Below are 21,103 nucleotides of genomic sequence, written 5' to 3'. Positions count from 1 at the left end.
CGCCTCCCAGCGCAGATGTGTCAGGATCTGATCATTCTGACGCAGACGCAGATCGAGGCCGAATTCGCCGCGGCCCTGCACCCCGACCGCGCCGAGCGGTTCCTCGCGGCCCTGCCGGGAGCCCGCGCGGCCGTCCTCACGCGTCTCAAGAGAGCCCTGGCAATCGAACCGTTGCCGCAGGTCAGCGTCGACGTCGACCAGTACGTTCACCCCGTCGACCTCCTCACCGCACTGCGCTGGCCGGGCTCCGCGAACCTGATCGCCGAGGTCGCCCACAGCGTGGCCGGACTGGCGCTCTCCCGCACAACGAGCCCGCTCACCACTCCATTCCTCGAACGGTCGCTGGAGGAGCACGAGCAGAGCGTGGTCGACGGCCATCCGCTGCACCCGTGCTGCCGCAACCGCACCGGGTTCACCGCTCAGGACCATCTCGCGTACGGGCCCGAACACCGCCCCGCGGTCGCGCTGCGGCTGCACCCCGCCAGGAACCACGTGGTGTTCGGCGACTGGCCGGATGAACTGCGCGACGGCCAGGAACTCCTCCTCCCGGTGCACCCGTGGCAGGCCGAGAGACTGAACATCCCCGGCGTCGCCACGCTCGACGCCGGCCCGCTGATGGCGCTGCGGACCCTCTCGGCCAAGAGCTGGCACGTCAAAACCACGCTGAGCGCCCAGATCACCTCGGCCGTGCGGGACATCTCAGCAAGCTCGATCACGTCCGCCACCGCGGTCTCCGACTTCCTGAGCACCGTGGTCGAGGGCATCGAGCTGCAGCCCAACCGCGCCTCGGCCGCAGTGCTCACGAACGGCGAACCGGACCGCGCACTGGGAGTGATCCTGCGCGACGAACCCGTGCCGCGCGCGAACGAGACGCTCCTGCCGCTGGCGGCCCTCGTCACCGGCGAGGCTCCCCCGGTCCGCGAGCTCGGTGACCCGGTCGAGTGGCTCACCGAGTTCGCCGAACTGGCCGTCCCGCCGCTGATGACCCTGCTCGCGAAAGGCGTGGCACTCGAGGCCCACGAGCAGAACCTGCTGGTGGGGCTCGTCAACGGCAGGCCTCGACGGGTGATCTACCGCGACCTCGCCGACATCCGCGTCAGCCCGCGTCCAGACCTGCCGGAACGCCTGCACGCCAACGCGGAAGGCTTGCGCACCAAGACGTTCGCGACGTTCTTCGCGACCGCGATGACCGGCCTCGTCAACGCGCTCGACGCACCGGACCAAGACCTCTGGCGAGCGGTTGCCCGAACGATCCCGGACACCCCGGACCGCCGTGCGCTGCTGCACGACCCGATCCCGGCGAAGCCGCTCACGTTGATGCGGCTCGACCCCGCGACGACGGCCTGGGCGCACCTGCCCAATCCGTTCCCGAGGTGAGCAGCGTCTCCCGGTGCTGCCACGCCAGCGACAGCAGCGCCGCACCCGCGGCCTGCGTCGGTTCGTGATGCACGAACCGCTCGACATTCGCGGCGGTGAAGGGAAGTCCTTCCAGCACGCGTCCTTCGTCGTTGTGCGACACCAGATCCCCGAACAGCGCGTCGAACTGCGCGGCCTCGATCACCGCGACGGTGAGCATGTCCGTGGCGAACGTCAGCGGGTCGACCCCCATGCCGAGGTACGACACGCGAGCCGCCGAAGTCAGCTGCTGCGCAAACGGCCACGAGTCGTAGTCGACGCCGTGGATCTCCTGCGCGCCGAGCAGCTCCTCGGCGAACTCGCGGATCATGCTGTGCCACAACGAGAAGTCGTCGGCACCGGCTGACTGGAACACCCCGACCGGCAGCACCTGGTACATGCCGCCCGCGTGCCCGACCCGCTTCGGGTCACGCCAGTGCAGGTAGAACGTCGCATCGCCGGAAGCCGGGTCGTGGCGGATGGTCAGGGTGCTGATGGCGACGTTCACCGGCCGGCGAGCCGGGTCGCACGGGTTGCCGATCGAGGAACGCAGAGACAGCTCGCCGGTCACACCCAACGAGCGGGCCGCGTACTCGTGAGCACAGGCCTCACCCACGTCGATGCCGTCGAAGTACGAGCCGATGCCGAACGTCAGGTGTGGAAGAGCGAAATCGAGCAGCCGGTAGGTCTCGCGGTTCTCGAACACCGAAGGAGCGGCCAGCGCGGCCATCGCCTCCGAGTAGCTCGCGAAACCGTCGGGGAGCAGGTCCGAGGCAAAGTCCCCGAAAGGACGAGAGGTCGAAAGCGAGAGCGTCAGGTCCGCCAGCGGCACCGGCGCGGCAGGCATCCAGTGCGGGGCGGTGAGCAGCGGCGTGCCCGCGACCTTGGGCACGTCCGGGTACTCGCCCGCGGCCTCGACCGCCAGCTCGTGACGGCGTTCGAGCAGGTGGGCGCGGACTTCGAGCCACTGTTGCGACGTCGGCATGACGCCATTGTCCAGAACCTACGACGCGAAGTAGCTCGCCAGCTCCTGCCGCGAGTTGATCGCGAGCTTCCGGTACGCCGCCGCGAGGTGGCTTTCCACGGTCCGCACCGACAGCACGAGCGTCTCGGCGATCGCCCGGTCGGTCATCCCGGAAGCCGCGTGCCGCACCACCTCCAGCTCTCGCCGGGTGAGCCCGTCGGGCACCTTGGGCGCGGGCAACCCGAGGACGCCACGCAGCTCGTGCGCGAGAGCCACCGCGGCGACACCTCCCGCCGCCTCGGCGAACTTCAACGCCTCCGGCAGCATCCCGGCGTCCCGATGGGCCTCGGCCGCGACCAGCAGATCGGTGTCGGACCGGGAGGCCCGAGCGCAGATGCCGATCGCGCGAGCCCTGGTGTCCGGTGCCGCGAACGAACGGTCGCCGAGCACGTGGACGGCCTCGGCGGCAGCACCGTGTTCCGCCGCCCCCGCGAGGTAGAACACCATGCACCGCAACGATCCCGCGTCGGCCGCCTCCCGTGCCGCAGCGAGGTACAGGCTCGCCGATCGGCCGGCGGCCGCGGACATCCAGGTCGCCAGCGCGGGCAGGATCGCCACCCCGTCCGGTTGCGCGTCGTTGCGCAGACCGGCAGCCGCTTCCGCCACGACGAGGTTCGCGGTCATCTCGGACCTGAACACTCCCCTGCCCGTGCTCTCCCGCAGGTGTGCCTCGCGCAGCAGCGCCAGGCCGGGGCTGGGGTGGTCCGGCCCGAGCAGCCGCGTCACCGACCGCGCGAGGCCCCGGTAGAACGGCGACACGTCGGCCGAGCTCGTGAGCCTGTCCATCGCCTCGGCAGCTTCCCGAGGACGATCCGCCATCACCAAAGCGGCCGCACTGACCAGCATTGCCCTGCCCCACGCCGTTCGAGTGGGCTCACCCGCGAGGACCTTCTCCGCGCGGATCAGCGCGTCAGCGGGACGAGCTGAGAACAGCAGCGCCACCGCCACAGCGGACTCCAGGTCGGAGTGGAACCGCTCAGGCAACGAGGAGTTCTCGAGCAGCTCAACCGCGACGGAGGGTTTCCGGTCGCACCAGATGGTGAGCGACGCCTGCACGAGCACCACCGCGAGCCGGTCGTCATCGTCACGGACACGTTGGCCCGCAAGACGATGCGCCTCCCACGCCGAGTCCACCGAACCGCACTCCGCGTGCGCGTCGGCCAGCACGAGAGCCGCGTGCGGGCCAGGATCGAGGGACACGGCACGTGAGGCCAGCTGGACGGCCAGCTTCGGTTGCTCCAGCAGCACATCCCGTGCCGCCGCCGTGAACCGCGCCGGGTCGGTGACACCCGAGTCGAGCAGCAGCCGCGCCGAGCCGGCACCAAGAGCGAGCAGCCGGTCCACGAGCCGGCGTCTGCGCGACGGCGTGAGATGCGGTGCGGCCGCCGCCGCGATCATCGGACGCGCCAACCGAACCGAGCCCGCGGCACCGTCGACCAGGCCTCGTTCCTCGATCTCCGCGAACCCCTCGGCCGACGCGACCCGCACGAGCACGTCCACCGCCACCGGCTCACCGAGCACCAAGGCGCACAAGGCCTCGACTCCCGCCGAAGACAGTCCGGTGATCGGCTGAACCGCGATCGGCGGGACGTCGGTGTCACCACGCCACACCCATACGCCACCGGTGCGGGTGAGCCGACCGTGCATCAGCCCGTGCTGCACCAGCTCGGTGATGTCCCGCCCGTTGCCCCGGCTCCACCGCCACAACAGGTCCGCGGTGCCGGGCGCGACCTCCCCGTCGAGGCCTTCCGCCAACGCTCCGGCGGTGGCCTCCCGGCTGAACGGCTTCAGCAGCAGCTCGTCCAGGAACCCGTCCTTGGCCAGCGCGAGCACCGCGTCAGGACCGCCGGGCCGCGCCGTGACCAGCAGTCGTGCACCTCCGGCAGCCAACGCGAGCAGCGTCGTCGCCGAGGCCTCGTCGAGCAGGTGCGCGTCGTCCACCACGAGCAACGACCGCGGCCCGAGCCTTCTGCGCAGCACGTTCAGCACCGCGACGGGATGGAGTTCGGTGACGTCGTGCAGCAACCCGGCGAACGCCCCGAACGGGATCGACCTGCTGGTCTCGGTCGCGACGGCCCAGTGCACCTCCGCGCCGGACAGCTCCGCTACGCACCGCGCGAACCACGTCCTGCCGACGCCGGGCTCGCCGGTGACCAGTACGCCGCGCTGTTTCAGCGCGAAGGCGATCTGGGGTTCCCGCCACCGCCGTCCCGTCGCGCCCGTTGCCTTGGGACATTTGCGCAGGGCGAGCTCCTCGGCAGGGTTCATGCCAGGCATGGTGACAGCCGGCGTGGACCCGGGCGAGCGATTTCCTTGGAACGCACCAAATCCTGATCAGTCCACAGTGGAGCCCAGGGCGGCGGAGCACCCTGGGCTAAACCACTCAGTTAGCGCAGATCTGCCAGTTGTTCAGGCCCCACGAGTTGGTGGTGCCGTCGTCGTCCTCGAGAGCGGCGATGGACACCTCCTGGTCCGGGAAGTCGTGCGGCAGAAGGGACAGCATGTGCGCCTGGCCGAGCGAGCCGGTCAGGTCGAACATGGGCCCGAGCACCTTCTTGCCCACCGGGCACTTCGCCGTGGTGGTCTTGCCGCCGGAGAAGATCGGCCCGACCTTGTCGACGATCTGCCAGCCGGCGGGCTGGAACGCGCAGATCGCGTAAGCGTCGATGTGCCAGCTCCGCGACGTCCCCGCCTTGCCCTCGAACGCCTTGGTGAACACCTGGTTGGAGCTCGGCAGCAGCTCGTCGACCACCACCTCGCCCAGTCCGCCGGTGACCTCGAACCCGCCACCGATGACGACCTTGCCCGGCGAACAGGTCGCGACCGCCGGCTTCTCGAACTCCGAGCCGCTGTTGACGCTGCGGCCCTTCTTGATCTCGTAGCCCGGCAACGGGTTGGCGCACACCGCGAAGACCGTGATGCCCCAGTTCTTCGACGTGCCGTTGGCGTCCTCGTAGGCCGTACCCGTGACGGAGGTGTCTCTGATGATCAACTCGTCCTGGACGACCGACCCGTCGTTGCCGACCCCGGTCGCGGTGGTGAACCCACCGCCGACCGCGACCATCCCCGCGGGACAGTCCGCGGTCTTGCCCTTGGGCGAGACGCTGTCGATGTCACTGACGGCCTTCACGTGGACCGTCGTGACCGCCTGCACGGACACCGGCGCCGCCCGTGCCGTCCCCGCGAGCACTGCCAGCGTCATCAGAACGGTTCCGAGCCAAGCGATGAGCTTGCGCATCCGAATCCCCCTCGCATTTCTGGAATGTTGACGACGACATTCCAGCCGCGGGAGTGGGGTGCGGACATCCGTGGAGCGGTACGGAGATTTCCTGCGGAGGTACGGAGAGAACACCCGTACACGGCGAAATGACCGGACCACCCTGCCGGCCCGGTCTCCGCCCTACGAGGCTGTCAGGCCCGCCAGCGCCGGGACGCGTGGACCACGTCGCCGACCGCACGAGCCAGGCTTCCGTCGGCGTCGACGTGGCTCTCGTACTCGGCCGGAACCGGCTTCTGGACCGCCGTGGGCGGTGCCTCGTACGGGTCGCTGTCTTCCCAACGCAGCCTGCGTGCCGTCTTCACGAACGCGACCGCCGCGGCCAGCAGCAGCACCCCGATCGCGACCGGCCACCAGACCGATTCCGCGACCGCGATGGCGAACTGGACCTGGGCCACCACGACGAAGACGACAGTGAGTCCGACCACCGACCACGGGGCCGATCTGCTGTCGCGTCTACGTCTGGCGGCACCGGTTGCCCCCATTGGCGTCACCTCCACCGATGTTGCCGTGGACATCGGCGATTGATCGCACGGAGTTACAACCACGAGGGTACTCCCTGGTCGTTTGGTTGCGTTCCGTCATCATGAGGACATCCGCTCACCAGCGGATAACCGCAGCACAGCCGGTGCGGAATTCACTCCGTGGTGTGATCATCAACTTGTGTCCGCACAGCACGCGGGAGACCCCGCCGCATTCGCCGCCGATGTTCTCGACGAAGGTCCGGCCGAGCTGGAGTACGAGCCGGGAGTGGCGTCGCGCAGGCCCACCAAGACGTCCGCGGGCGGCGCGCTGATCCGTGATTCCACCGGACGTGTGCTCTTCGTGGTGCCGACGTACAAGGCGGTGCTGGACATCCCGGGCGGCATGACCGACGACGACGAGTCCCCGAAAGCCGCGACCGTCCGGGAGATCCGCGAAGAGCTCGGGCTCGACGTCTCAATTGGACCGCTGCTCGTCGTGGACTGGACGCCGCGCAACGGGGTGTGGCGCGACTGCCACCAGTTCGTGTTCGACGGTGGCGTGATCGACAACGCGACTGCGCACGACGCCGAGCTGTCAGGCGTCCTGTACCTGACGCTCGACGAAGCCCGGCCGCGCATCTACCCGTCGCTGCACCGGCGGCTCACGCTGGCGCTCAGGGCCCTTGAGAGCGGTTCCACGCTTTACGCGGAGTTCGGGCGCGAGGTCTGACCTAAGCTCGCCGGCATGGACCTGAGCGCGTTTCCCCGTGTCGCACTGGGCAGCTGGCCGACCCCGCTCGACGACGCCCCGAGGCTCGCGACCGCGCTCGGCAGCCCGCCTGTCCTGCTCAAGCGCGACGACGTCAACGGACTCGGCGCGGGCGGCAACAAGCTGCGCAAGCTCGAGTTCCTGCTGGGGCAGGCGATCGAGGACGGCGCGGACACGATCATCACGTTCGGCGCGCTGCAGACGAACCACGGCCGGCAGACCGCGGCCGCGTGCGCGAAGCTCGGGCTCCGCTGCGAACTCGTGCTCACGGCCAAGGTGCCGATGACGGGCGACGCGTACGAGAAGTCCGGCAACGTCGTGCTGGACCACATGTTCGGCGCGCACGTGCACATCTGCGCGGACGCCGAGGAAACGGTCCGGACCTACGAGCGGATCAACCACGACAAAGCCGTGACGCTCCCGGTCGGCGGCTCGAACGGACTCGGCACGCTCGGCTATGTCGCCGCGGCGGTCGAGCTCATCGGCCAGCTCAACGAACGCGGTGTCGACAACGCCACGATCGTCGTGCCGCACGGCAGCGGCGCCACGGCGGCGGGCATCGCCCTCGGCACGGAACTGCTCGGCTGGTCCGGCACCGTGCACGCCGCAAGCGTCTCCCACTCGGCAGAAGACGCCGAAAAGGAACTGCGCGGTCTCGCCAACGACGCGGCGGCACTCCTGAACGCGCCGGCCCCGAAACTCGACCACGTCCGCGTCACCGACGACACCATCGGCCCTGGTTACGGCGTTCCGACGCCGGACATGTGGAACGTGCTGAAGCTGTTCGCGGAAACCGAGGGCGTCATCCTCGACCCGGTCTACACGGGCAAGGCGGCAGTGGCATTCCAACGCATCGCGCCCACCAGCGAAGTTCCCCTCGTGTTCCTCCACACGGGTGGTCTTCCGGGTTTTTACGGCTATGCGCCGGAAGCCGTCGCCCAGTTCTGATGAAGCACGCCCGGAGACCGCGACGTGTCCACGAGCTCGGTCGCGTCGGTGACGGTTCCTGCCGCAGGAACCTCGCCAGCTCACCACCAGCGGAAAGCAGTCCGGGTGATCAGTATTCTGGTGTGGTGACCGACTTGGCCGACGACCTCAGCTTGCTTCGCGACCTCGAACGGCGGTTGCTCGTCCACAAGTTCGCGATCGAGGAGCTCATGACGAAGCTCCGCATCCTCAGCGAGGAGTTCGACTCGGTCCACCGGCACGACCCGATCGAGCACATCACCAATCGGGTGAAGAAGCCCGAGGGCATCCTGGACAAGCTCCGTCGCAAGGGGTTGCCGCTCGACATCGACTCGATCGGCGACGTGCTGGACGACATCGCGGGCGTGCGGGTGATCTGCCCGTTCGTGTCGGACGTGTACCGGGTCTCGGAGATGCTGGCGCGTCAGCACGACGTGGAGATCTTGCGCACCAAGGACTACATCGCCACGCCCAAGCCGAACGGGTACCGGAGCCTGCACCTGATCGTGCGGATTCCGGTGTTCCTGTCCGACCGGGTCGAGCACGTGAAGGTCGAGGTGCAGCTGCGCACGATCGCCATGGACTTCTGGGCGACGCTGGAGCACAAGCTGTTCTACAAGTACGACGACAGTCCGCCTGCCGACTTCATGGCCGAGTTGATGTCGTCGGCGATGATCGCGGCTCAGCTCGATGAGCGGATGGAGTCGTTGCACCGCCGGATTCATCAGGAGTAAGGGCGTGCCTGCGGCGCCCGGTCTTGTCCTCAGCAACGTGAAACCGACCCTGCCGCTCTGCGCAGCAGGATTCGCCGCAGCCGCAACGATCCCGGGACTCGCCGGCACGCTCACAGCTGCCGTCCTCATCGGAGCCGGATCAGGAGCCGTCACCCTGTTGGCACTCGCGAAAGCCACCCCAGCAGAGCGAACGGGTCAGACGATGGGCAGCGCGGAAGCCGGCAGGGAACTCGGCGACGCGGGCGGCCCGCTCATCACCGGCGCGGTGGCCGCCGTCGCCTCGCTCCCCGCGGACCTGCTCGCGTTGGCCCTCGTCATCGCCCTCACGGCTTGGTGATCTCCAGCTGCAGCTCGGTCACCCAGTCCGCCGGATCCCCGTCGCCGTAGTTCAGGTACACCTCACGCGCGAACCCGTTCTGCCGATACCCGTGCGCCTCGATCCACGCGGCAACGGACTGGTAAGTGGCATCCACGTCGTCCATCGGACCCCGGTGCACGATGGTCGCCGCCTGATCCAACGCCGGCAGGTCCACCACCTCGAAGTCGTACGAGGCGGAAGGCGAGACCGACACCGTCACCCCGGCCTCCACCAGCACCTGATCCCCCTCGGCCGGCGAGTAGGTGGCGATCCCGTACCCGGTGATCGGCACCCCGGCCCGGTCGAGACGCGCCATCAGCTCCGGGTACAGAGGCTGGATGACCGGACCGATGTCCTCCGGCCCGTAAGAAGCGGCCAAAGCAGTCAACCGGGCAACCCGGGCAGACGGAACAGGTTTCACAACAACGTCGTCAGCAGGCATTGCGCCTTCCCTTTCAATGGCGCGGAGACGTGCTTCCACCCGACGCAACCGCGACTCGTCCGCAAGAATCTGCTGTCGCAGCTCGGCGCGCCGCAACGAAAGCATTCCGTGCAGCTGCTCGACGGAAAGCTTCTCGTCGAGCACCACGCGGACCTGGTCGAGCGTCAGACCGAGATCCTTCAGCGCGACCAGCCGGTTGAGCCGTTGGAGCTGTGCGGCGGTGTAGAAGCGGTAGCCGGACGACGGATCCACGTGGGCCGGCAAGAGCAACCCGACCGCGTCGTAATGGCGCAGCATCCGCACCGACACGCGCCCCAGATGGGCGAAGTCTCCGATGGTGAACATGACTGCTCCTGTGTAGGGGCTGACACGGTGTGAGGGTCAAGAAATGATGGTTTGAGCAACGCACCGGGTGCGCATCCTGGGACGTTGACGAGAGGTGGCACATGACGTTCGCACATCCGGCGTTGTTCTACTCCGACGAGGAGTCCTACATCGACGGCACAGTCCCGTTCGTCGTGGAAGGCCTGGCCAACGCCGAGCCGGTCGCCATCGCGGTCCCCGGCACGAACCTGACGCTGCTCAGGGACGCGCTGAGCGGGTTCGCGCACCTCGTGACGTTCATCGACATGACGGACACCGGCCGCAACCCCGGCCGGATCATCCCGGAGCTCCGCGCGTTCGCCGACCGCCACCGCGGGGCCGTGCGGATCATCAGCGAACCGGTGTGGAACCACCGCACCGACGTCGAATACCCCGCGTGCGCGCTGCACGAGGCGTTGGTCAACTACGCCTTCAGCGGCCGCGACCTGAGCATCCTCTGCCCGTACGACATCTCCTCGCTCAGCCACGACGTGCTGGCCGACGCCGAGAAGACCCACCCGGTCGTGATCGACGCGAGCGGCCACCGGCCCAGCGACCACTTCCACCCCGCACGGGTGGTCGTCGCCGCGCACTCGCTGCCACTGTCCACACCAGCCGATGCCGTGAGCACTTCCGTTGGGGCCGGGGCGATGGCGGCGGTGCGGACGTTCGCGCGTGAACAGGCGGTGAAGTTCGGACTGACCCCGGCCCGGGTGGAGGACTTCGCGCTGGCGGTGACCGAGCTCGCGACCAACAGCGTGCGGCACGGCGGCGGCGAGAGCACCGTCCGGGTCTGGACCGAAAGTGAAAGTATTGTTTGCCAAGTCAACGACAACGGGCACATCACCGATGTTCTGGCCGGACGCACCCCAGTTCACGCAAACGATCCAGGCGGTCGCGGTCTGTTGCTGGTCAACCGTTTGGCGGACCTCGTGCGCACCCAAACGACGTCGTCCGGCACTGCAATCCAGGTCAGATTCGATCTGGAGAACAAAAAGGCAACGTGATCGACATACATTTGGCCGATCTCGTTATAGCTTGAGCACGTGCACGACGAGGAAGCGACGGAAATCGGTTACACGGGGGCGCGTTTCGGGTCCCCGGCGACCCGTAGACGACTGCGTGACGACCGAACACACGAAGTGAACGGCGCCGAGACGCAACAACTGCCCCGTCAGCAACCGTTGCGCCAACGCCCGCCGGAACCGCCACCGGAGTGGCCGATGCAGGAAGACGAACCACCTCATGTCCCCGCGCGGGACAGTGCTCTCGTTCGTCCGTATGCCCGCACCGGCGGCCGTACCGCGGCCCGCCACGACCTCCGCCTGGAAACACTGCTCTCCACGGACGAGGACAGGCTGTACCGCGCGAGCAACGACCAGGCGTCGATGATGCGGCTGTGCCTGCAGCCGCGGTCGGTCGCCGAGATCTCCGCGCTCATGAAGATCCCGCTGGGCGTCACGCGGGTGCTGCTGAGCGACCTGATCACGTTGAACCTGGTCGCCGTGCACGAGCCGGGCGACAAGCCGAACATGGCGCTGCTCGAACGCGTTCTGTCCGGCCTGCGCAAGTTGTAGCCACCCGTTCGCCAACGCGCGAGATCACGTCCGATCACCGATAATTCTCATCGTGGCGACCTCCAGCGACGAGACCCCGAAGACGCCGGTCACCGAGCCGATCCCGACGCCCCCTCCGGCGACGACCCCTCCGGCGACGAGGCCCCCGGCGGCCGCACCGAAGAAGCTGCGGCCCACCCGGATCAGCGGCACGTGGATCGCCATCCTGATCGCGATCGTCGTGCTGATCTTCCTGCTGATCTTCATCCTGCAGAACGGCGACAACGCCACGATCCGCTTCCTGTGGGGTGAGTTCAGCCTTCCGCTCGGCGTGGCGCTGCTGTTCGGCGCGATCGGCGGCGCGGTGCTGGTCGCGGTCGTCGGTGCGGCCCGCATCCTGCAGCTGCGCCGCCAGGCCAAGCGCGCCGCGACTCCTACTGGTCGTCCCGCGACCTCATCACCAGCTCGACGCGAGAGCTGATCCCGAGTTTCCGGAAGATCTTGCGCAGGTGGAAGTTCACCGTGTGCGGCGACATGAACAGCTGCGTGGAGATCTGCCGGTTCGTCTGACCCTTGGCCACCAGGTTCGCGATCGCCCGTTCGGTGTCGTCCAAACTGGACCATCCGGACGCAGGACGCACCGGAGCGGCTCGCCTGCGCCTGCCGAGCTTGCGCAGCCGTCCCAGCACTCGTGCGCTGTCGCGGGACGCGCCGATCTCGCGGTAGAGGCCGAGTGCGCTCTCCAGTGCCTTCACCGACGCCGAACGGTCGGTGGACGCGGTGAGCAGCACACCGAGATCCTCCGCCGCGTTCGCCCGTGCCCACAGGTCGCGGTGCTGCTGCGAAGCCAGTTCCAGCAACGAGGCGTCGCTGTCGAACAGGCCTCGTGCGTGCAACGCGGCCGCCGCCACCGCGCGGAATCCGGGGTTCTCCTCGGACAGCCGTTCCACCCGGTCGACGACGACCTTGGCCAGCCGCTCGTCCTTCGCCTCCAACGCCCGCCGCACGAACCAGCCGGCCGCGCGCGGTTCCTCGGCGAACAGCCCGGACGTCACCAGCCCCGGATACTCGTCCGTCAGCAGTCCCAAAGCCTTGTCCAGGCCGTGGCCCACGTAGGCGACCAGCACGTCGGCCCACTGGTAGTAGGCGCGCGAGAAGATGATCCCGTCGACCGGCACCCGGCCGCGGTAGCGCTCGACGTGCTCGATCGCGGCCGGCAGATCACCGGTGTGGATGGCGACCATCGCCAGCACGGCCAACGCGGGTGCGACCAGAGCGCTGTGCCCGGTCTCCTCCGCGACCGACAACGCGCCGCGCGCCTCGACGGACGCTTCCTCGATTCGCCCGGCCTGCAACAGGATCCGCGCCTGCACGACCGAGACCATCAGCTCCTTGGTGACCACCGCCGAAGGTCCGCTGCGTGCCCGCCGCACCACGCTGTCCGCGTCCGAGAACTCCCGCAGCCCGGAGAGGATCGTGGCCAGCAACAGTTGCGGATACGCGCAAAGGTCGTGCGAGGTAACGGATTGCGCGGCTTCGCGGGCCAGTTCCAGTGCCGCGCCGGGCTGTCCGGTGTCGCGCGCGATCGCCGCCAGCACCGCCAGTGCCGTTGCGAGCACGTCGTCAGGTGAACCGGTGTGCGTGCGGACGACCGCCTCGGCCAGTTCCTCCGCACGGCGCCGATCATGTCCGAGCAACGCCATCATCCGGGTGATCTCCACCCACGGCCCGAGTTCCGGCAGCAGGTCGGGTTCTGCCAGCAGCACCTCGGTGATCTCCACCGACTCGGCGTGCTGCGCGCCCAGCAACGTCGTGGTCGCCACGCAGTGCCGCAGTTTCGCCGCCGGTTCCGGGGAAACCTGACGGGACAAGGCATCCTGCGCGAGCGCTTGCGCCGCCGTGAGCTTCCCGGCCGCTATCAACGCGCGGACCGCGACGACCGTCCGGTGCACCAGCGAAGCAGACGCTTGGTCGGTGAGCTCCAACGCGCGCACCGCGAGTTCGGCGGCGGCGTCCGGAGCGTTCCACAGCACGGCTTTCGCGGCCGCGACGAGTCCGTCGATCGACCGCACATCACCGCGTTGAGCGCCGTGCAGGAGGTGTTGCGCGGCCGTGACGGCGGAATCCCCGCGCCCCAGCAGCATTTCACCGGCCTCGCGGTGCAGCGCGCGCCGCACGGGTGGGGGCACCGAGTCGGCGACGAGCCGCCAGACCAGCTCGTGCCGGAACGCCAGCCGGTCCTCCAGCGACGTCACCACACCCGCGCCGATGACCTCGTCCAAGGCGGGCAACAGGATCGCGGTGCTCGACGCCAGCATCTCCGCGACGTCACCGGGTTCGAACCGCGGCCCGAGCACCGACGCGACCTGCAGCAGGTGCCGTGCTTTGCCGCTCAACGAACTGACGCGCTCGCGCAGCAACGACTCCGTCTGCCGCGGCGAGCGATCTCCGCGCAGCGACGCGTGCTCGGCTCGGATCTCAACCTGACCGTCTTCGCGAAGTGCGTTGAAAAGACCAATTAATGCCGCGGGATTTCCTTGCGCGGTCGACGCCAAGGCCCGAAGATCATGATCGGGAATTCCGCCGGCGAGATCGGTGACCAGCTCGGTGACCACGTTGTCCGTCAGCGGACGAAGCTCGACCCGCACGGCACCCCGTTGTGCCGCAGCGGCGAACAGACGGTCCGCGCCCTCCCCACAACGGCGGGCGAGCAGCCAGACGACCTTTTCATGGGTGGAGGCGGGTAGTAGTGCGCGCAATGCGGCCAGGGTGCCCGGCTCGGCCAGGTGGAGATCGTCGAGCACGACCAGCGTCGGACTTTGCGGCTGCCGTTCGGCCAGGCGCGCCAGCAAAAACGGCTGATCCAGTTCGTCCTGCGCCGTCGCGACTTCGAAACCGCGGCGTGCGGCGAGTGCGGCGACTTCGGCCAGCAACCGCGTCTTGCCGGTTCCCGCCGCGCCGTCGACCAACACCACTCCGGTGCCCGCGTCCAGCACACCGCTCAGGAGCTCGCGTTCTCCCTCACGGCCGCGGAACACCCCGTCCCGATTCCCCGACACCCATTTTTCCTTTCGCTCCGCGGCGGCGGAGAACAAGCGCTGCCCTACCACAACGACCCTCGTGCCGACCAGCCCTGAGGCAGCATCCCTAGGCCGTCCGGATGACCAGGTGAGGTCGCCTCCTGGTTGCCGCTACCCATTCGAGTAGTTGCCCGGCGGATCATACGGGCCGCACCCCTGTTGAGACGCCCATAGCGCAAGAACCTTTACCTGGGCAAGTGGAGCTGTTTCTCCTAGCATCAATTCCGCTGATCCATTCAGCCACGGATTGTGGAGAGATCTTGGAAAACCGGCTGAAAGCGTGGTGTGCCGGAATCAGCGACCAGGTGACGCCCGGCACGACCACCGTCGTGGAAGGCGCGCCCGGTACGGGCAAGACCGCGGCGCTCGACGACCTCGCCGCGCGCTGGGAAGCGTCGGGCGGCCACGTCGTGCGGGCGCGCGGAAGTGCGTTGGAAAGCGAGCTGCCGTTCGGGATCGTGGCCCAGCTCTTCGACCTGGTCGACCCCGAAGTCGTGCCGGTCGAGGCTCTCGGGGCGCTGCGACTGACCGCTGTTTCGGCCGACTTCGGTGTGCTGCACGGCGTCTACCGGCTCGCTGCAGCTCTTGCGGGCAGTGCTGGGTTGCTCGTGGTGGTGGACGACGCGCACTGGGCTGATTCCGCCTCTATGCGCTGGCTCGCCTATCTGGCTCTGCGCATCCAACGGTTGCCCATCTCTCTCGTGCTGGCGGTGGGTGTCGGCGAGCGGTGCGACGACCCTTCTTATGGCGAGATCCTCGCCGCGTGCCACCGCGTCACGCTGGACAACCTTTCGCTGGACGACATCGCCGCGTTGATCTCTCCTGAGCCGGCGCCCGAGTTCGTCGCTGCCTGCCTGGACGCGACCGGCGGCAATCCGCTGACCGTGACGCGGCTGGTGAAGGCGCTGGCGGAGGACGGGGTGCCGCCGACCGCCGAGGCAGCGTGGCGGGTCGCGCAACGGGGTGCGGAGGTTTCGGGTGAGGTCATGGCCGCCCGGTTGCGTCGTCGCCCGGCCGCTGTCGTGGCCGCGGCACATTCGCTGGCCGTGCTGGGGCCGTCGCCGCATCCCGGCGTGCTGGCCGAACTGTCCCGGCTGAGCCCGGTCGAGCTGGCCGATGCGGTGCGAACGGTCGAGCTGCTCGGCGTGGCCGGGCCCGGGGTTCTCGACGACATGCCCGCGCCCGCGCGGGCTGCTTTGCATCTGCGGGCCGCACGCGCGTTGCGCACGCACGGCGCTTCCGACCGCGTGGTGGCCGAGCATCTGCTGGAGACCTCGCCGGGGCTGGAGCCGTGGGCGGGTGAGGTGCTGGACCGGGCCGCGCAGGAAGCCGTGAACCGCGGCGACACTTCCGGTGCCGCGCGGTTGTTGTGGCGGGCGTTGCGCGAACCGGTGGCGAATCCGTCGCGGGCGTTGCGGTTGCTGGGTGTGGCCGAACTGGTCGGCAACCTTCCTGGTGCCACGGCTCGGTTGCGCGAGGCTTTTCAGTCCGATGTGGACGATGCCGAGTCCGCGGTGGCGTTGTCCTACGCCTTGCACGCCGAGGGAAAGCCCGCCGAGCTTGCTTCCGTGCTGTCGGGCAGTTCTCCGTGGGTGCAGGCGCATCTCGCCGTGCACGGGCTCGCTTGGCAGGAAGCCGTTCCGGCGTCGGTTTCGCTGGACACTCCCGCCGGGGTGCTGCATCACGTGATGGTTGGCTCCGTCAGTGCCGCGGAGGCCGTGCCGTTGATCTCGACGTCGACGACGATGTCCGCGTTGACGTCCGCGATGATCCTGAACCTGGCTGATGCCTTGGACTCCGCGCTGACCGTGCTCGACGACGTGGACCGCGCCCAAGCACCGGCGTTGCGCGCGTTGACGTACGTGATGCGCGCGAACGTCCAGCGCCGCAAGGGAGATCTCGCCTCCGCCCGCGCCGACCTGACGCTGGCCGGTGATCACCTGCGTCAGGACCGGCGCTGGCTCGCGGTCTCGACGTGGCACGCCGCGTTGCTCGCCGACATCCTGCTGGAAGAGAGCCGTCTGGACGAAGCCGCGGCTTTGATCGCCGAAGCGTCGACGGACGAGGCTCGCCGTGTGTGGTCGTTCGGCGGTCTGTTGACCGTTCGCGGACGCATGCTCACCGCGCGCGGCGACGATCACGAGGCGTTGGAGGCGTTCCTGGCCGCAGGACGTCACTGCGAAGCCTGGCCCTACCGCAATCCCGCTGCCCTGGCCTGGCGTTCCGGCGCCGCTCTGGCTTGCGCGGCAATGGGCGATGGCGAACGCGCGCGCAACTTCGCCCACGAGGAAGTAGAGCTCGCACGCGCATGGGGTGCACCGCGCGCGTTGGGCATGGCGTTGCGCGCGGAAGGCCGAGTGACCGCGGGCGCGCTCGGCCGCACGTTGCTCGAAGAAGCCGTGCGGGTGCTGCGCGGCTCCCCTGCCCGTCTGGAACTCGCGCGCGCGTTGGTCGACCTCGGTGTGGTGTCACGCCGTCAGGGCGACACGTCCGGTGCGCGCGCATGCCTCCGCGACGCCTTGGACCTGGCCCAAAAGTGCGGCTCGTCCGCGATGGCCGCGCGCGCGTACTCCGAACTGGTCGCGACGGGCTCCGGGCCTCGGCGGATGCGCCAGACCGGCCCGACCGCGCTCACCCCGACCGAGCACCAGGTGGCAGCGCTGGCGGCGCGCGGGCGGTCCAACGAGGAGATCGCGTCGACGTTGCTGATGCCCGCGGACGCCGTGGAGGGTCTTTTGTCCGGGACGTACCGGAAGCTGGGCGTGTCCGGCCGCCTGCAGCTGGCCGAAGCACTCGACGTCGACTAGAAGGTTGATTCCAAGGTGTTGGCTCTGTCGGCGTCTGCAAGTGGTGAGCCTTTTTCATCCTGCCCGATGTGCCCGACGTGCACGGTCTGGCTGGTCCAACCGTCTAGTTCGGACCCATTCGGCCGATAGTTTCCATTGCAACGTTCGGCCTATCGTGCTGCGCATGGCCAGTGACCTGCAGCGACGCAAGGTGACCGTGGTGTTCGGGGCGATGGACGCGAACAGTGACGGCTTTCTGACCGAGAGCGACTTCCGCGCGCTCACCGCCCGCTGGGTGTCGTTGCGCGGTGGCGACGAGGAACTGCTGTCCGGCGTGATGATGGGCTGGTGGGCGACCCTGTCGGCCATCGCCGGCCAGGACCACGTGACCATCGACAACGTCCTGAGCATCGTGGACGCGCTCCCCAAGACCCCGGAAGCCGTCACCGACACCGCCGAGGCGATGTTCGCCGCCGTCGACGAGAACCGCGACGACTACATCTCGAAGTCCGAGTACCAGACGATGATCTCCGCCTGGCTGGGCCACAACGGCGTCACCGACTTCGCCGCGCTGGACTCCGACGGCGACGGCAGGCTGTCGCGCGAGGAGTTCTCCCAGCTGTGGTACGAGTTCTGGGCAGGCGACGACGCGGAAGCCGCCGGCACCTACGTCTTCGGGCCGGTCTAGGACTTCACCGGGAGGACATCCGGTCCGCGACTACCCTGGCGCGATGGTTCTGGGGGAACTGCACGCCGCGATACCCAGCCCCACGCAGGGCGTGTGGCATCTCGGCCCAATTCCGTTGCGCGCCTACGCGTTCTGCATCATCGCCGGGATCCTCGTCGCGATCTGGCTCACCGAACGGCGGTGGGCCCAGCGCGGCGGCAGACCCGGTGACGTCGCGCAGATCGCGTACTGGGCGGTGCCGTTCGGCGTCGTCGGTGCGCGGCTGTACCACGTCATCACGTCGTGGCAGCCGTATTTCGGTCCAGGCGGCAGCCCGGTCGAGGCGCTGTACATCTGGCAAGGCGGCATGGGTGTCTGGGGTGCGATCGCCGCGGGTGCGCTGGGCGCGTGGATCGGCGCGCGGCGCGCGGGCGTGCGGCTGACCCCGATGGCCGACGCGGCCGCGCCGGGAATCGCGCTGGCACAAGGGATCGGCCGGCTCGGCAACTGGTTCAACAACGAGGTCTACGGCGGTCCGACCGACCTGCCGTGGGGCCTGGTGATCCACCAGTGGGATCAGTCTGCCGGCCGCGCCGTCGTCGGCCAGGACGGACTTCCGGTCGTGCTGGGCACGTTTCACCCCGCCTTCCTCTACGAACTGTTGTGGGACTTCGCGGTGGCCGCCGCCGTGATCTGGGTGGACCGCCGCTTCCGGCTCGGTCACGGCCGCGCGTTCGGGTGGTACGTGGCGCTCTACACAGCGGGCCGGTTGTGGATCGAGGCGCTGCGGACGGACGCGGCGAACCACGTCCTGGGGCTGCGCCTGAACATCTGGACCTCGCTGCTCGTGGGCGGCACCGCCGTGGTGATCACGTGGCTGTCCGCCCGGCGGCATCCCGGCCGCGAGGAGTCAGTGCTCAGAACGGATCACCGCGAGCCGGCCGGTTCGGAGTGATCCGTCCTGGTGCCACGAACCGGTGACCACACCGGCCGCGTCTTCCGGCGGACCGCCCGGGACGATCCGCCGGTCGAGGTCGATCGCGACCGAGGCAGGCATCGGGCGGACCAGCGCACCGCGTGCCTCCGCCGGGCCGAAACCGGTGCGGGCAGCCGAATCCGCGACGCCACCGGTGGTGACGAGGTCCAGGATCGCGGCGATCCACACCGGGTCCGTCACCGCGTCGTAGATCCACCGCGTGCCCAGCACGCTGTGCTCTGCCTTCGTGACGAGCGCGCCGCCGTCGAGTGCTGCAGGGCGATAGGTCAGCGGCACCTGCCACACCGCCTCGTCGTCGCGGAGCAGATGCGTCTCCACGCCGACCTGACCTGCCGGGTCCTCGAACCGGAAGAACCCGGCAGGCCTCAGCACACCGCTTCCCTCGTACCACGGTTGCCTCGCGATCCAGGCCGGCAGGAAATCGCGGAACGACGGCGTCAGCGTTGCCCCAGCGTGAATCTTCCCCATGCCTCGCAGTCTACGAGTGCACGAGCGTGAAGAACTCCTGACGTGAGGCGGGATTGTTCCGCAGCACACCCTGCAGCGCCGACGTGACGGTGCGGGATCCGTTGACCCGCACGCCTCTCAGCGCCAGGCACATGTGCTCGGCCTCGATCACGACACCGACCCCCTTGGGCTGCAGATGTTCCTGCAACCAGTCCGCGACCTGCTTGGTCAGCCGTTCCTGCACCTGCAGGTCCCGGGCGAACCTCTCCACGACCCGCGCGAGCTTCGACAGGCCCAGAATCCGTTCACCTGGCAGGTATCCGACGTGCGCGACCCCGTGGAACGGCAGCATGTGGTGCTCGCACAACGACTGCACCGGAATCCCGCGCGCCAGCACCAGTTCGTCGTAGCCCTCGTCGTTCGGGAACGTCGTGAGGTTGAACGATCGAGGCGTCAGGAGCTCGGCGTACGCCTCGGCGACGCGGCGCGGGGTGTCGGCCAGGTGCACGGAGAAGGGGTCCTTTCCCAGCGCCTTCAACAGGTCTGCCACCGCCTGCCGCGCCCCCTCGGTGTCGATCACGCGCGCACCGCGAGCCGGGACAGCGCCAGCGCGCCCACCAGCAAACCGAAGTCGCGCAACGCGATGTCGTAGTAGCCGGGCCCGGTCACCAGGTTGATGATGATGCCGAACAGCCACGCGGCGACGACGAGCCCGCCCCACTTCGGCTGCAGCGCCACGAGCACGCCGGCCACGATCTCGATCACGCCGACGATGTACATGGCGGTCTGCGGCGTGCCGGGCACGATCGAGTCGATCCACGGCGCCAGGTAGACGGGCCAGTCGACGAGCAGGTTGAAGAACTTGTCCAGCCCGAACAGGATCGGCGCCACCGTGAACACCGTCCGCAACAGCACGAATGCCTGCGTCGTCGGGTCCGTGCGCGTCAGGACTGCCATGACTCCTCCTTCTAACGACAACTTTGGTTAACATTAGAAGCGGATGCCGATTTTCGTCAACTGGAGTAGGTTTTAGAGATGGCCGACCACGTCGCCGCCGTTGCAGCCCTAGACGAGCCGAACCGGCGCAAGCTCTACGACTACGTGGCGCGGCAAACCGCGCCGATCAGCAAGGACGAGGCCTCGGAGGCCATCGGACTGCCGCGTACGACCGCGGCCTTCCACCTCGACAAGCTGGTCGAGATGGGGCTGCTGGACGTGATCCACGAGCGCAGGTCCGGCCGCACCGGACCTGGCGCCGGCCGTCCGGCGAAGCTCTACCTGCGGTCGGAGCAGCAGATCGAGGTGTCGCTGCCGGACCGGCGGTACGAGGCGGCGAGCCACCTGCTCACGGACGCGCTGCTGGAGTCGGAGACGACGGGCGAACCGGCGCGCGAAATCCTGAACCGCCGCGCCTACGAGTGGGGCGAGGACCTGGCCGGGGAAGCCGGCGGCGATGTCGTGCAGGCGCTGGAGGATCTCGGTTTCGAGCCGCACACCGAGGGGCCGACGGTGCTGCTGGGCAACTGCCCGTTCCACAGCCTGGCGCAGAAGCACACCCAGTTGGTGTGCGGGATGAACCTGTGCCTGATCAGCGGAATCCTGGACGGGATCGAGGCCCGCAGTCACACCGCGAGCCTCGATCCGTCACCAGGTCACTGCTGCGTAACCCTCACCCATTCAGCCCATAGTTGAAAGGAACGCGGGGGCCCCGCGTTCCCCAGGAAGGAACGCGGGGCCCCCGCGTGACTTTCAAAAGCACTCGATTGGGTGAGTTAGGC

Annotated in this window: 21 protein-coding genes; 12 read left to right on the top strand and 9 right to left on the bottom strand. The window is 68.6% G+C overall.

Annotated elements, in window-relative coordinates:
- The first annotated feature begins 15 nt into the window (after positions 1–15).
- Positions 16–1,377: an IucA/IucC family protein gene (locus ABZX92_RS26885; protein ID WP_355564892.1), complete on the top strand. Its 1,362-nt coding sequence runs from the start codon at positions 16–18 to the stop codon at positions 1,375–1,377.
- On the opposite strand, the gene ABZX92_RS26880 is transcribed toward ABZX92_RS26885, so the two are convergent.
- From ABZX92_RS26880 to ABZX92_RS26865, 4 genes are all read right to left on the bottom strand, one after another.
- Complete coding sequence (locus ABZX92_RS26880; RefSeq protein WP_355564889.1) at positions 1,310–2,380, bottom strand: hypothetical protein; 1,071 nt, start codon at positions 2,378–2,380, stop codon at positions 1,310–1,312. The genes ABZX92_RS26885 and ABZX92_RS26880 overlap by 68 nt on opposite strands.
- 18 nt (positions 2,381–2,398) lie before the next feature.
- Positions 2,399–4,687 carry a LuxR C-terminal-related transcriptional regulator gene (locus tag ABZX92_RS26875; RefSeq protein ID WP_355564886.1) on the bottom strand — a complete coding sequence of 763 codons (2,289 nt, stop codon included), beginning with the start codon at positions 4,685–4,687 and terminating at the stop codon, positions 2,399–2,401.
- Between the two features lie 115 nt (positions 4,688–4,802).
- Positions 4,803–5,657 carry a hypothetical protein gene (locus ABZX92_RS26870; protein ID WP_355564883.1) on the bottom strand — a complete coding sequence of 285 codons (855 nt, stop codon included), beginning with the start codon at positions 5,655–5,657 and terminating at the stop codon, positions 4,803–4,805.
- A gap of 173 nt (positions 5,658–5,830) precedes the next feature.
- Positions 5,831–6,181 (bottom strand): hypothetical protein, encoded by a 351-nt coding sequence (locus ABZX92_RS26865; RefSeq protein ID WP_355564880.1) that lies wholly within the window; start codon positions 6,179–6,181, stop codon positions 5,831–5,833.
- A gap of 178 nt (positions 6,182–6,359) precedes the next feature.
- Here ABZX92_RS26865 and ABZX92_RS26860 point away from each other — a divergent pair, with 178 nt between their 5' ends.
- The 4 genes from ABZX92_RS26860 (at position 6,360) to ABZX92_RS26845 (ending at position 8,966) form a co-directional block, all read left to right on the top strand.
- A complete protein-coding gene (locus ABZX92_RS26860; protein WP_355564878.1) occupies positions 6,360–6,890 on the top strand; it encodes an NUDIX hydrolase in 531 nt (176 codons plus the stop codon).
- A 15-nt stretch (positions 6,891–6,905) separates the two neighbouring features.
- Positions 6,906–7,877: a D-cysteine desulfhydrase family protein gene (locus ABZX92_RS26855; protein ID WP_355564875.1), complete on the top strand. Its 972-nt coding sequence runs from the start codon at positions 6,906–6,908 to the stop codon at positions 7,875–7,877.
- Positions 7,878–8,002: 125 nt separating this feature from the next.
- Positions 8,003–8,629 (top strand): GTP pyrophosphokinase family protein, encoded by a 627-nt coding sequence (locus tag ABZX92_RS26850; RefSeq protein ID WP_355564872.1) that lies wholly within the window; start codon positions 8,003–8,005, stop codon positions 8,627–8,629.
- Between the two features lie 37 nt (positions 8,630–8,666).
- On the top strand, positions 8,667–8,966 hold the full coding sequence (locus ABZX92_RS26845; RefSeq protein ID WP_355564869.1) for a hypothetical protein: 300 nt from the start codon (positions 8,667–8,669) through the stop codon (positions 8,964–8,966).
- On the opposite strand, the gene ABZX92_RS26840 is transcribed toward ABZX92_RS26845, so the two are convergent.
- Positions 8,953–9,774, bottom strand: coding sequence for a MerR family transcriptional regulator (locus ABZX92_RS26840; RefSeq protein WP_355564866.1), 822 nt, complete (start codon positions 9,772–9,774; stop codon positions 8,953–8,955). The two genes, ABZX92_RS26845 and ABZX92_RS26840, sit on opposite strands and share 14 nt — an antisense overlap.
- A 101-nt stretch (positions 9,775–9,875) precedes the next feature.
- Here ABZX92_RS26840 and ABZX92_RS26835 point away from each other — a divergent pair, with 101 nt between their 5' ends.
- From ABZX92_RS26835 to ABZX92_RS26825, 3 genes are all read left to right on the top strand, one after another.
- Entirely contained in the window at positions 9,876–10,799 is a 924-nt protein-coding gene (locus ABZX92_RS26835) for an anti-sigma factor RsbA family regulatory protein (protein WP_355564863.1), read from the top strand.
- A gap of 216 nt (positions 10,800–11,015) precedes the next feature.
- On the top strand, positions 11,016–11,369 hold the full coding sequence (locus tag ABZX92_RS26830; RefSeq protein ID WP_355564860.1) for a DUF742 domain-containing protein: 354 nt from the start codon (positions 11,016–11,018) through the stop codon (positions 11,367–11,369).
- 52 nt (positions 11,370–11,421) lie between these two features.
- Positions 11,422–11,829, top strand: a complete 408-nt coding sequence (locus ABZX92_RS26825; protein ID WP_355564857.1) for a lipopolysaccharide assembly protein LapA domain-containing protein — start codon at positions 11,422–11,424, stop codon at positions 11,827–11,829.
- On the opposite strand, the gene ABZX92_RS26820 is transcribed toward ABZX92_RS26825, so the two are convergent.
- Positions 11,783–14,407: a LuxR C-terminal-related transcriptional regulator gene (locus ABZX92_RS26820; RefSeq protein WP_355564854.1), complete on the bottom strand. Its 2,625-nt coding sequence runs from the start codon at positions 14,405–14,407 to the stop codon at positions 11,783–11,785. The genes ABZX92_RS26825 and ABZX92_RS26820 overlap by 47 nt on opposite strands.
- A gap of 281 nt (positions 14,408–14,688) precedes the next feature.
- Here ABZX92_RS26820 and ABZX92_RS26815 point away from each other — a divergent pair, with 281 nt between their 5' ends.
- From ABZX92_RS26815 to lgt, 3 genes are all read left to right on the top strand, one after another.
- A complete protein-coding gene (locus tag ABZX92_RS26815) occupies positions 14,689–17,235 on the top strand; it encodes an AAA family ATPase (RefSeq protein ID WP_355564851.1) in 2,547 nt (848 codons plus the stop codon).
- A gap of 163 nt (positions 17,236–17,398) precedes the next feature.
- Positions 17,399–17,902, top strand: coding sequence for an EF-hand domain-containing protein (locus ABZX92_RS26810; RefSeq protein WP_355564848.1), 504 nt, complete (start codon positions 17,399–17,401; stop codon positions 17,900–17,902).
- Between the two features lie 43 nt (positions 17,903–17,945).
- A complete protein-coding gene (lgt, locus tag ABZX92_RS26805; protein ID WP_355564845.1) occupies positions 17,946–18,836 on the top strand; it encodes a prolipoprotein diacylglyceryl transferase in 891 nt (296 codons plus the stop codon).
- On the opposite strand, the gene ABZX92_RS26800 is transcribed toward lgt, so the two are convergent.
- From ABZX92_RS26800 to ABZX92_RS26790, 3 genes are read right to left on the bottom strand one after another with little or no spacing between them, the layout of a single operon-like run.
- Positions 18,792–19,346: a hypothetical protein gene (locus ABZX92_RS26800; RefSeq protein ID WP_355564842.1), complete on the bottom strand. Its 555-nt coding sequence runs from the start codon at positions 19,344–19,346 to the stop codon at positions 18,792–18,794. The two genes, lgt and ABZX92_RS26800, sit on opposite strands and share 45 nt — an antisense overlap.
- A 10-nt stretch (positions 19,347–19,356) precedes the next feature.
- Complete coding sequence (gene folE, locus ABZX92_RS26795) at positions 19,357–19,905, bottom strand: GTP cyclohydrolase I FolE (protein WP_355564840.1); 549 nt, start codon at positions 19,903–19,905, stop codon at positions 19,357–19,359.
- The gene (locus ABZX92_RS26790; protein WP_355564837.1) at positions 19,902–20,282 is read right to left on the bottom strand and encodes a DoxX family membrane protein; all 381 of its coding nucleotides are present in this window, start codon (positions 20,280–20,282) and stop codon (positions 19,902–19,904) included. The genes folE and ABZX92_RS26790 overlap by 4 nt, the downstream gene beginning before the upstream one ends.
- A 78-nt stretch (positions 20,283–20,360) precedes the next feature.
- Between ABZX92_RS26790 and ABZX92_RS26785 the strand changes: the two genes are divergently transcribed.
- On the top strand, positions 20,361–21,017 hold the full coding sequence (locus tag ABZX92_RS26785) for a helix-turn-helix domain-containing protein (protein WP_355564834.1): 657 nt from the start codon (positions 20,361–20,363) through the stop codon (positions 21,015–21,017).
- Positions 21,018–21,103: the final 86 nt, after the last annotated feature.

Origin of the sequence: Lentzea sp. NPDC006480, from assembly GCF_040611995.1 — a bacterium.
Lineage (GTDB): Bacteria > Actinomycetota > Actinomycetes > Mycobacteriales > Pseudonocardiaceae > Lentzea.
This window is presented reverse-complemented; position numbering and strand designations above follow the sequence as displayed.

Bases quoted from the DNA above. Each gene is read 5' to 3' on its own strand.
- ABZX92_RS26885 (WP_355564892.1), top strand. From the start codon at position 16: ATGTGTCAGGATCTGATCATTCTGACGCAGACGCAGATCGAGGCCGAA.
- ABZX92_RS26835 (WP_355564863.1), top strand. From the start codon at position 9,876: ATGACGTTCGCACATCCGGCGTTGTTCTACTCCGACGAGGAGTCCTAC.
- ABZX92_RS26880 (WP_355564889.1), bottom strand. From the start codon at position 2,380: ATGCCGACGTCGCAACAGTGGCTCGAAGTCCGCGCCCACCTGCTCGAA.
- lgt (WP_355564845.1), top strand. From the start codon at position 17,946: ATGGTTCTGGGGGAACTGCACGCCGCGATACCCAGCCCCACGCAGGGC.
- ABZX92_RS26785 (WP_355564834.1), top strand. From the start codon at position 20,361: ATGGCCGACCACGTCGCCGCCGTTGCAGCCCTAGACGAGCCGAACCGG.
- ABZX92_RS26875 (WP_355564886.1), bottom strand. From the start codon at position 4,687: ATGAACCCTGCCGAGGAGCTCGCCCTGCGCAAATGTCCCAAGGCAACG.
- ABZX92_RS26855 (WP_355564875.1), top strand. From the start codon at position 6,906: ATGGACCTGAGCGCGTTTCCCCGTGTCGCACTGGGCAGCTGGCCGACC.
- ABZX92_RS26865 (WP_355564880.1), bottom strand. From the start codon at position 6,181: ATGGGGGCAACCGGTGCCGCCAGACGTAGACGCGACAGCAGATCGGCC.
- ABZX92_RS26870 (WP_355564883.1), bottom strand. From the start codon at position 5,657: ATGCGCAAGCTCATCGCTTGGCTCGGAACCGTTCTGATGACGCTGGCA.
- ABZX92_RS26840 (WP_355564866.1), bottom strand. From the start codon at position 9,774: ATGTTCACCATCGGAGACTTCGCCCATCTGGGGCGCGTGTCGGTGCGG.
- ABZX92_RS26790 (WP_355564837.1), bottom strand. From the start codon at position 20,282: ATGGCAGTCCTGACGCGCACGGACCCGACGACGCAGGCATTCGTGCTG.
- ABZX92_RS26830 (WP_355564860.1), top strand. From the start codon at position 11,016: ATGCAGGAAGACGAACCACCTCATGTCCCCGCGCGGGACAGTGCTCTC.
- ABZX92_RS26810 (WP_355564848.1), top strand. From the start codon at position 17,399: ATGGCCAGTGACCTGCAGCGACGCAAGGTGACCGTGGTGTTCGGGGCG.
- ABZX92_RS26800 (WP_355564842.1), bottom strand. From the start codon at position 19,346: ATGGGGAAGATTCACGCTGGGGCAACGCTGACGCCGTCGTTCCGCGAT.